Origin of the sequence: Paenisporosarcina quisquiliarum (assembly GCF_043641925.1) — a bacterium.
In the GTDB taxonomy this organism is placed as follows: domain Bacteria; phylum Bacillota; class Bacilli; order Bacillales_A; family Planococcaceae; genus Paenisporosarcina; species Paenisporosarcina quisquiliarum_A.
Genome location: NZ_JBHZRU010000011.1, coordinates 105,457 through 114,439, shown reverse-complemented (window position 1 = coordinate 114,439; position 8,983 = coordinate 105,457). Strand labels below are relative to the sequence as shown.

Here is an 8,983-nt window from a genome sequence, read left to right as displayed (position 1 = left end):
GCATGCACAAATAAGTATAGCATGAACTATTTTTAGTTTTCATTAATAAATATTGACAAACTATTGGCTGGTTTAGTTTAAGTTAAAAAACTCACAATTCGACTCTAGAGATTACCCCGCTATACATAGCTTTCCAGCTATCGTCGTCCTGCTTATCGGCTTGATATAATTTTAGAGTACCTTTATACAAACGCCCTTCAACATTCTTTGTAAATTCGAAGAATTCGGGTTGTTGTTGTAATTCATCTAAATCGGTATAAAATAATTCAGTTTTATAAATAGGTAATCCAGAAGGTGTCTGTAAATATTCTTCCGTAGTTAAGTATGAAACACCTTGAGAATCTAAAACTGTTAATGGAGTCACTGATACAACTTCTTCTTTATTCGTATCAGGTAAAGTCTCAACTTCTACTGCTTGTCCATTAGTTACATCTTCCATCTTCTCTTCTTTTGCTTGTTCTACTGCTTCCTCATTTGCACTACACCCAGCTAACACAATAGCTCCAAGTAAAATCCCCGTGTAAAGATATTTTTTCAATATTCTCACTCCTTTTATCATAAGAAATCAATTGTTCTTCAACTAAACTGCTGCGTTAGTTGAAGAAGAAAATCACTGCCTACTAAATAGTTCTAATATAATCTTACCATATTTATTAATTATTTCCTTTAATTATTTGAAAATTTAGTAAGTAATAATTGCTATGAAGTTTTTGGAAGAAACACGTAAAAAAGCACTGCGAATTGCAGTGCCATTTTAATGCTATTAATAAGCGTTTTATTGTGTATTTCGTTTTTTGTACTTCAAAACAGAACCCGTTAATCTTATAGAGCTTTTCTTTATCACATTCAATTATCTGAAGAAAGGCTTTTTGATCACCTTGCTGAGCCTTTTTAAATCGACTTTGATAAAACAAAGACCACCCCTCCATTTCCTTTATAATCGTTAGATGAATGAAAATTCCTTTTCGTTGCAAATTCCGAAAAAACTTTTATGTAATTACACAGAATTCTACTACTACCTGTAGAAACGACTTCTAACATGTCATTGATATTTAAAATGATTATTGAAAAAGGGTAACGAACTAAGTAATCAAACATTTTTCTTCATTCTACAAATATATACATAATAAAGGGGTAGCGTCAGGAAAATGCGGATTTACAACGTTAAGGAAATCCAAACATAAAAAACCTAATTTCTCGGTGTTATAAGTGAGAAATTAGGCTTTAGTTACTTCATTAAAGTTAGTAATAGGTAAGCATTTGAAGTAATCTCCAGCTTTTCCCCTACTCCGCACGAAACGTGATAGTTTCCCATCATTTCGCGTTCCATCTAACAATTTGTACTAGACTATAAGTTCCTCGTTACCCTTAGAAAAGTAGGTGTCTAATGTCTTCTTTCTAAGAGCTCGCACTGTGGAAATCCCCACGTTCCTACCCGATCGGTGCGATGAACGCTTGGAAAATAATCGTTCCATTTTGCTAGACTTGGGGCTGTTCCTCTACTCCCATTACAGGAGTTTCCTCAGTCATACCCCTACCCTCACAAGGATAAATGCATTTCGACCATTGTCTTATAGCAACCGTTTCAGGTGACAGCCCTTGATTGGTTTCCAAGTCCTTTACAACGTAGCTATACATTCTAGACGTAGGTGCTTCCTTTAAGCCTGTGAGCTGGATACCACCATTGTTCGGTATAGCGTATTTCAGAGGGCGCATTTTTACTCTACACCACTCACCCCATCGTTGGATGGGACATAGGTTTCCCTATGTTCAATCTTTAGACCTGTACATTCGGAAGTTCGTCAGTTCCTTTCTATGGAACATTCTCACCATATCTAGTTTTTCAGCCGCGCGGCATATCCGTCGGCATACCTTTCCCGTAAGGAATGGCTTCAGCCTTCGTTCTGCCGAATCCACCTGTGCTCCACACCCCATAATCTGCCAATTATGACACATGCAGGAGTATTGGCGAGATGGTTTCAGAAAACTTGCTTCCTTCATTCCCATCTTCCATTGTAAAGTTAAGATTTACTTGCATAATCTCCTGTCTTTCACGCAATAAGCGCTTATAACAGAACTTGTCGCGCGCGCCCGATTGTTGAAGACTAAAGTTTATATTCACCAAGAAAATTGATATGCTCTTATCCTAACAAATATTATTTAGGACTTACATGTATGCCTTCACTCTCTCGCCAATCTGCGTAGAGTATACGCTTTACATTATCATATCCATTGGTAGTTAATTGGTTATCTAACCACTGTTGATCAAATCCGAGTTCATGTAAATTATCCCATAAAATTTCCCCATCTATAATTAACGATGTTGGGAGGTCTACTGGACTTTCTGGAAGATTGAGATCTTGCTTGTCTGGTTTTTGATACTTGGATTTTAATAATAAACTTAATTGCCCATTAGCTTCCAATATACCGTATTTGACTTCGCGAACTGAAAAGACATTATTTTGACGGAGTATACTCAATACTTGATTTACATCCAATTTGTTCTTTGTAAGTAACTTTCTGTCCATAACACCATCTCGAATGATTATGTTAGGATTGCCTAATAAGAGAGAACGTGTCGATTTACTTTTTAGAGTCATAAACTCTATTCCCAACATAAGAAACGTCCACAATCCGATGGCATATAAAAAATGAAAAATCCCTACCTTATCTTCATAAATGGTATTTCCTAAAAAATCTCCAAGTACTAACACAAAAACTAAGTGAAACGGGGTTAACTGATAGATGGATGTTCTGCCTGTTATGATAATGATAAAAAATAAAGTGACAAAACCAACGATGACTTTGATCGTCAGTAAACCAATATTAACTTCTTCCAAAGTTTTTTCCTCCAATTTAAATTTTACTTAGATATCATAGTTTGCTGCGCCTACTTCTGCAATTTCCTCATCAATGATCATCAGTTTCGCATGTAACATTCCTTTATTGTACTGGTAGATTTGGACCCCGGGCCGACGAACTTCCCAAATTGCTATGAATAAGATAAAGAACGTATTTAACAGGTATAGAAAAAAAATCCACTCCAACTAAAATTCCTCCTTAGTTTTTCCCTTAACATGTACAAACTATGTAGCAAGTATACGTTTGGAATACGAGGAATTGTTTAGATTGACCTTTTCTCATGAGACACCTCAAATAATTTTTTAGTTTGTTTTGTCACAAGAAATTTAATGTTGGAGATGTATCGAAAAACAAAAAAGGAGGTTCGTTTTACATTTCTTCCATTTAAACCTAAAATCTTACATTATTCTGGTTTACCAGCTATAGCAGCATGGATACCCCATACTGATGGGAATGGAATACTAACAATTGTTTGCTGTGCAGTTTGCAATACTAATCTCCCCCTAAATTTAAAGTTTATGTTCTGAAGAATAAAGGATTAGATATCTTATTTACTACCCTATATAAAGGACCAATCCAGTATATGCACCACAAGCTGAATATGTTTACTTTTAACGGTTAGAAGCTCATCCTTTCGTTGAAAAATGCAGATCATTCAACGTTTAGAACAAAAAATTATGTTACAAAAAAAATTCCTATACACAGAGGCTCCAAGTCAAGTCCTTAAACGCCTATTCTGTGGATACATATAAACAATGATAAAGGGGCAACATATCAATGTTTTGTTGTTGAAACTATATATAAGGTGCATATAGTTGAACGGTACGATTTGTCTTGAAAGGCTGAAGCTAAGGTTTCATCAGGCAAACGAGCCTATCATACCCACCTCTCCAAGTAAATTCCTATCGTTGTTTACGTTGAAAACTATAATTACTTACTAAAGATAATAAGTAAACAAAGTTAGAAAGTAGGCTGTTTTTGTATCGTTATTTACAATGAATACGGTCAAAAATTATACTACATATAATGGCCCTTTTCTGGAATATGGGGTAAGGAAGGACTATTTGTTCCCTTCTGATAGCTTTCTATATAATGAAGCTCTAGACACATTTGTAATTTCGCAAATTTGATTTACAGTCATATTTCCTTCTTTATATAGCTTAACTGCATAATTCATTCCTACGTGATTTTTATGATACTTCTTTAACCGACCTTTAAACTTTCCTTCTTTCTTAGCCAACTCAATCCCTTCACGTTGTCGCATACGAATAAGATCTCGCTCTAATTGGTTAACACCAGCCATTACCGTAATTAAGAATTGGCTGTATGGATTATCTTCTGATAAATCTAGCCATGTATCTTTTAGTGATTTTAAGCTTGCTTTTTTTTCTCGTATGTTATCGATTAATTCAAATAGGTCTTGTGTGCTACGAGTGATTCGAGTTAAGTCTGTAACATAAATGATGTCATCTTCCTGTAAATCCTCTAACATTTTTTGAAGTTGCTCGCGATCCTTTGTTGCCCCAGAAACTTTTTCTTCGTATATAATATCCATTCCAATTTCGTTTAGCTGCTGAAATTGCCTTGAAGGATTTTGGCTAGTCGAACTAACACGTATATAACCGATTTTCCGCAAAATATCACCTCATTTTTGAGACAAGTCTTATGAGACGCTCTTAACTATGATTTTATCAGTCTACTACACTTGTATCAATAGAGTACACTCTAATGATATATAATTGAACTAATTAACTGAATAATTACAGAAGTGAGATGATACTGTATGAAAATTGCGAGAGGTAGGGAATTGCTTACACCAGAACAGAGACAGGCCCTTATGCAAATTCCTGGAGATGAGTGGGTGCTTGGAACCTACTATACTTTTACCAAACGAGATTTAGAAATTATAAATAAACGAAGGAGAGAAGAAAACCGTTTAGGGTTCGCCGTTCAATTAGCCGTTCTTCGGCATCCCGGTTGGCCATATACTCATATCAAAAACATCCCAGATTCAGTCATACATTATATATCGAAACAAATCGGTGCCACTCCATCTTCGCTTAGGCTTTATCCTCAAAGAGAAAATACACTTTGGGATCATTTGAAAGAAATACGAAGTGAATACGACTTTGTAACTTTTACCCTAAAAGAATATCGAATGACATTTAAGCATCTTCATCAATTAGCTTTGGAAAATGGTGATGCCATTCATCTACTACATGAATGCATAGATTTTCTAAGAAAAAACAAAATCATACTGCCTGCTATCACTACACTCGAGAGAATGGTGTGGGAGGCAAGGGCAATGGCTGAAAAGAAGCTATTTAATACGGTTAGTAAATCTTTAACAAATGAGCAAAAAGAAAAGATTGAAGAGATCATTACTTCGCAGCATCCATCCGAATCCAATAAAACGATATTGGGTTGGTTAAAGGAACCACCGGGTCATCCTTCACCCGAAACATTTCTAAAACTAATAGAACGACTCGAATACATACGAGGAATGGAATTAGAAACGGTACAAATTAGTCATTTGCATCGCAATCGCCTGTTACAGCTATCTCGCTTAGGTTCAAGATATGAGCCTTATGCATTTCGTGACTTTCAGGAAAATAAACGATATTCAATATTAACCGTCTATTTATTACATCTTACTCAGGAGTTAACTGATAAAGCTTTTGAAATTCATGACAGACAAATACTCAGTCTGTTATCAAAAGGCCGTAAGGCTCAAGAAGAAATTCAGAAACAAAATGGTAAAAAACTAAATGAGAAAGTTATACACTTTACGAACATCGGACAAGCTTTAATCAAAGCAAAAGAGGAAAAATTAGACGTTTTTGAGGTTTTAGAATCCGTTATTGAATGGAATTCTTTTGTCTCTTCGGTGGAAGAAGCTCAGGAGCTTGCGCGTCCTGCTGACTATGATTATTTAGACTTACTGCAAAAACGATTTTATTCACTTAGAAAATATACGCCAACACTTTTAAGGGTATTGGAATTTCATTCTACAAAGGCAAATGAACCACTTTTACAAGCTGTAGAGATTATCCGAGGAATGAACGAATCTGGAAAGCGAAAAGTACCTGATGACTCACCTGTAGACTTTATCTCAAAGCGTTGGAAAAAACACTTATATGAGGATGATGGTACAATCAATCGTCATTATTATGAAATGGCAATCTTAACAGAACTAAGGGAACATGTTCGGGCTGGTGATGTTTCCATTGTGGGCAGTAAACAATATAGAGATTTTGAGGAATATTTATTTTCAGAGGATACTTGGAATCAAACGAAGGGAAATACGAGGTTATCAGTTAGTTTATCATTCGAAGACTATATGACAGAAAGAACCAGCAGCCTTAATGAAAGATTAAAGTGGTTATCTTCTAATTCCAACAAGTTAGATGGAGTTTCTCTTGAAAAAGGAAAGCTATCAATTTCACGCTTGGAAAAAGATGTTCCAGAAGAAGCAAAGAAATTTAGTGCAAGCCTTTATCAGATGCTCCCAAGAATAAAATTAACCGATTTACTCATGGATGTTGCTTATTTAACAGGATTTCATGAGCAATTCACTCATGCTTCCAATAATCGAAAGCCAGATAAAGAAGAAACGATCATTATCACGGCTGCCCTTTTAGGAATGGGAATGAATATTGGATTGAGTAAGATGGCTGAAGCAACACCTGGACTTACATATAAGCACCTAGCCAATGTATCTCAATGGCGCATGTATGAAGATGCAATGAATAAAGCCCAAGCCGTATTAGTAAATTTCCATCACAAATTACAATTGCCTTTCTATTGGGGCGACGGTACAACATCTTCGTCAGATGGTATGAGAATGCAGCTAGGTGTTTCATCACTACATGCAGATGCAAACCCACATTACGGAACTGGAAAAGGAGCCACCATCTATCGATTTACAAGTGACCAATTCTCTTCTTACTACACAAAGATTATTCATACTAATTCAAGGGATGCAATTCATGTTTTGGACGGTTTATTGCATCATGAGACGGATCTAAACATAGAAGAGCATTATACAGACACAGCCGGTTACACAGACCAAATTTTCGGATTGACCCATTTATTAGGATTTAAATTTGCTCCAAGAATAAGAGATTTATCGGACTCAAAATTATTTACAATAGATAAAGCAAGTGAGTATCCAAAACTAGAAGCCATTTTACGTGGACAAATAAATATAAAGGTCATTAAAGAAAATTATGAAGATGTTTTGCGATTAGCTCATTCAATAAGGGAAGGAACTGTTTCAGCATCCCTTATTATGGGGAAACTAGGTTCTTATTCAAGACAAAACAGCTTAGCTACAGCCTTACGTGAGATGGGCCGAATAGAAAAAACGATCTTTATTCTGAATTACATTTCGGATGAATCCTTAAGAAGGAAAATACAAAAAGGATTGAATAAAGGAGAGGCCATGAATGGATTGGCAAGAGCTATTTTCTTTGGAAAACAAGGAGAACTTCGGGAGCGAACCATACAGCAGCAATTGCAAAGAGCCAGTGCGCTAAACATAATTATCAATACCATTAGTATCTGGAATACCCTACATCTAACAAAAGCAGTTGAATATCAAAAACAGACAGGTAGTTTTAATGAAGACTTATTGCATCATATGTCACCTTTAGGTTGGGAACATATCAATTTACTAGGAGAATACCATTTTAATTCAGATAAAGTGGTTTCATTAGATTCCTTAAGACCACTGAAACTTTCTTAGCGTTGTTAAAAATGGGGGAATCGTCTTGGAAATGGGCTTAGCGTTGTATATCCGCATTTTCCTGACGGTACCCCATAAAGAATATGAAATGTTGAAGTTATAAACAAATACGATTCTCCAAAAGATAAAGATTGGTTTACAGGTGGTGAAAGAACTTAGTTAATTAACTGCTGCAAGGTTGTAAAAAAGTTCAAAGCATCTTGTTACTCTTATTTTGTGTACAGTCGCTATAAAATATATCCAGATTGTGAGATTACTATTTAGGTTAGGTTATAAGTTTGATGTCCTGTTTGTTCTGGTAATTGTATTAATATTGGTTGGCTTATCAATGGCCTTGATTGTGGGAAATAACTATACAACCACAGGTTTTGTACTCGGTGGTTTGCTAAGTGGTGTTATGTCAACCTACGGTGTATGCGAGATGCAATCCGGTTGTTAAGAAACTTTCTCTTGTGTTTATTCGTATAGTTAATTTTAGCATTATGAAAAATGGAGGGATTAGGAGTTTGGAAATAAATCAACAAACGTCTGAAAATGCCGAAATAGTAAGGGGAATTACTATAAGAACAGTTCTAAATCTATATGGGGGTTTCGCTGTTTTTGGATTAATATTATCAATTTTTACGACTCCCATTTCTTTAAATGAAAACATGCGCCTTTTTTACAATGAAGATTTAATGATGGAAGCGAAAAAGATAAAGGAGTTCTTATTTTTTATTTTTGGTTCTGCTTTAGTTTACTTTTCCTTATTAAATCTTTACTACAAATATATGAAGTGATAGAGATTGTTCAACTAAGGCAGCTTGTTTTATTGACTTAAAGCCCCTGTTACTTCCTCATCTCGTGTTATGTCAACCTATGATGTGTACGTGATACATCCAGTTGAGCAAGTAAATTCGATGGTTTACGGAGGATCATTAAGGTACTTGTTCAACTGACGGGTTAGTTAAACAAGCGACAAACGTACTACCGTAATACATTCCTATTATGGTATAATTTCCAAAAAAGAGAGTTGGCTTATTAATGACTGGTGATTCTGTATTTGCTATTTTACCAATCTTAAGTATCTTGTTTACAATAGTCCCAGTTGTATTTGTAATTTGGTTTTTGATTAAATTTTTACAGATACAGCAGGAAAAGAACAAAATACTAAGTAATATTTCTGATAAACTAGATAAGCTAAATTAGACGGGGGAAACCCGTCACTTTTTATGTCACAGTGAGTGTCAATTCTAAAATAAGTCTTCTTCAAATAACGCGTTCTTTGCTGCCTTTACAAGGTGGCTTTTCTTTTGGCCACGATCCTAATCTTGTCCCTAAGCTTAGTGTCGTATAGGTTACTGAACTAAGATTGTTGAACGAGTTCTTGACCAT

The 8,983-nt window shown here is 35.4% G+C and carries 6 protein-coding genes; 2 read left to right on the top strand and 4 right to left on the bottom strand.

Annotated features, from left to right (window positions below):
* Positions 1-91 precede the first annotated feature (91 nt).
* The 4 genes from ACHUE4_RS10135 to ACHUE4_RS10120 all read right to left on the bottom strand — a co-directional run bounded on the left by ACHUE4_RS10135 (position 92) and on the right by ACHUE4_RS10120 (position 4,498).
* Positions 92-538, bottom strand: coding sequence for a hypothetical protein (locus ACHUE4_RS10135; RefSeq protein WP_394189587.1), 447 nt, complete (start codon positions 536-538; stop codon positions 92-94).
* A gap of 1,618 nt (positions 539-2,156) precedes the next feature.
* Positions 2,157-2,840: a DUF421 domain-containing protein gene (locus tag ACHUE4_RS10130; RefSeq protein WP_394189585.1), complete on the bottom strand. Its 684-nt coding sequence runs from the start codon at positions 2,838-2,840 to the stop codon at positions 2,157-2,159.
* Between the two features lie 27 nt (positions 2,841-2,867).
* Positions 2,868-3,047 carry a phospholipase D-like domain-containing protein gene (locus tag ACHUE4_RS10125; RefSeq protein ID WP_258858981.1) on the bottom strand — a complete coding sequence of 60 codons (180 nt, stop codon included), beginning with the start codon at positions 3,045-3,047 and terminating at the stop codon, positions 2,868-2,870.
* Between the two features lie 875 nt (positions 3,048-3,922).
* Entirely contained in the window at positions 3,923-4,498 is a 576-nt protein-coding gene (locus ACHUE4_RS10120; RefSeq protein WP_258858938.1) for a recombinase family protein, read from the bottom strand.
* Between the two features lie 147 nt (positions 4,499-4,645).
* Here ACHUE4_RS10120 and ACHUE4_RS10115 point away from each other — a divergent pair, with 147 nt between their 5' ends.
* Positions 4,646-7,609, top strand: coding sequence for a Tn3 family transposase (locus ACHUE4_RS10115; RefSeq protein WP_394189582.1), 2,964 nt, complete (start codon positions 4,646-4,648; stop codon positions 7,607-7,609).
* 506 nt (positions 7,610-8,115) lie between these two features.
* A complete protein-coding gene (locus ACHUE4_RS10110; RefSeq protein WP_394189580.1) occupies positions 8,116-8,388 on the top strand; it encodes a hypothetical protein in 273 nt (90 codons plus the stop codon).
* Positions 8,389-8,983 lie beyond the last annotated feature (595 nt).